At 59.6% G+C, this 1,855-nt stretch carries 1 protein-coding gene; it reads right to left on the bottom strand.

The window, feature by feature from the left end; all coding sequences use genetic code 11:
* A partial coding sequence (gene ltrA, locus CM1CMNOD_RS09560) for a group II intron reverse transcriptase/maturase (RefSeq protein WP_131773951.1) occupies positions 1-1,267 on the bottom strand: 1,267 nt, incomplete at its 3' end.
* Positions 1,268-1,855: the final 588 nt, after the last annotated feature.

Raw genomic sequence — 1,855 nt, 5'->3', positions numbered from 1 at the left:
CCACCGTCGAACCAGTAGGCATCGCGCCATGCTTCCAGTGAGCAAACATCGCCGGGAACGCCGACGCTATCTCGGCCAATTTCCGACGAGCTCTCCCTTTGGCGCGGCGCAATCGTTTGTATTTCCGCATCGCCCACTTCACGAGGAAAGGGTTGATCCGCTGACTTAGGAAGTGCATCAGCCTGGACTTGTAGAAGCGCCCGTAGTAGCCGATCCACCCCGCCACGATGGGATTGACCATCGCGGCGAGTCCCCGAAAACCCAGACTGGTCCTGCGACCCAGCTTCCATTGCCGGATGACCCGTGCCATCGACTTCAGCGCCGCCCTGCCGACCAACGGGACGAACCCGCACATCAGCACGCCATCACGTCGCCGGATGGGCGCACGATGAAAGTCGAAACCCAGGAACGTGAAGCTCGTTACCGGGTGCTCTTCGTCGCGTCCGTCCTGCTTGCAGTAGACGATCCGAGTCTTGTCCGGGTGACAGCGCAACCAGAACTCCAGCAACCGTTTCTCAACGACGTCGCGAATGTACTTCGCCTGCCGCTGACTGTAACAGTGTAGGATGATGTCGTCGCAGTACCTCTCGAACCGCACCACTGGAAATCTCCTGGCAAGCCAGTAGTCCAAAGCGTAGTGCAGGAAGAGATTCGACAACAACGGTGAAATCGCCGAGCCCTGTGGAGTTCCCTTGATGGGAGTGACACGGCTGCCGTCCGGATGCTGAACCGGCGCGACGAGCCACCGTTTCACGTACAGCACAACCCATGTCAGATTCGCGTGCTTCTCCACTGCGGCGATGATCTGCGCGTGCGGAACGTTGTCGAAGAACCCTTGGATATCGAGATCGACCACCCAGGGGTGCCGCCAGCACCGCTGCTTGCACACCTCCACCGCGTCCAGCGCAGACTTTCCTGGACGATAACCGTAGGAATCGGCGTGGAACACTGGATCCACGTCCGGCTCCAGGATCATGGCCACGGCTGTCTGTGCTATCCGGTCGGCGATAGTGGGCACTCCGAGGATCCGTGTGCCACCATCTGGCTTCGGGATGGAGACGGCTTTCACTGGCTCCGGGAAATAGCTCCCCGACGACATCCTGTTCCAGAGCTTGAACAAGTTGTTCCGAAGATCCTGTTCAAATTCCGCTAGAGATTGCCCGTCGACCCCTGCCGCTCCCTTGTTGCCGTTGACCTTCAGGTATGCTTCCCATATCAGCGTCTTCGGAATGTCAAACGACTTGCCCGCTGGTCTTGTCTCGCCCACGCAATTCCTCCCGTTGCTGGTTGATTGCTGGACGACACTCGACGGCACGTCCCCTGCGCTCCGCGCCCATTACAGGCGCTTCATCACTAGTACGGGACGTTCCGCCCTCCTGGCCCGCACCCGGTACTCTGCGACTCGCGGATTAGCCGCTTGCCGGTCTCCCGGTGGATCCTCGCTCCAATCCGCGGGACCCATGTCGTGCCGAGGAGTTCTCCTGTTCCGTTGCAGAGCCCAAGCCAAGCTCGCGCCATCTTCATGCCGGGCACCGCCAGAGCAGTAGGCAGGTTTCCCTCTGACTTATCCCAGGGCAGCATTAAGGCCCTGGTTTTGATGCCACCTGGCTTAACGACACGTCATCGATGGTTCACTCTCGTTCGCCTTCTTGGCTCATACCTGCCGCCTCTCGCGATGGCTTTTCCACGGACGTTCACCACCATGGCTCATTCACCACAGCAACTCGTGGCGGTTTGACACCAGCACCTGCATGCCGATGCCGAAGGGCCTACCCTCATCTCCACAACAGCATGGTTGCTATCGAGTGCTCTGCCTTCTACCTCAGAACCTCATCCAGCTCCCTTCAGGACACAC

Origin of the sequence: Protofrankia symbiont of Coriaria myrtifolia, from assembly GCF_900634755.1 — a bacterium.
GTDB classification, from domain to species: domain Bacteria; phylum Actinomycetota; class Actinomycetes; order Frankiales; family Frankiaceae; genus Protofrankia; species Protofrankia coriariae.
Note: the sequence above shows the minus strand (reverse complement) of the source record. Positions and strands in the feature narration are given on the sequence as shown.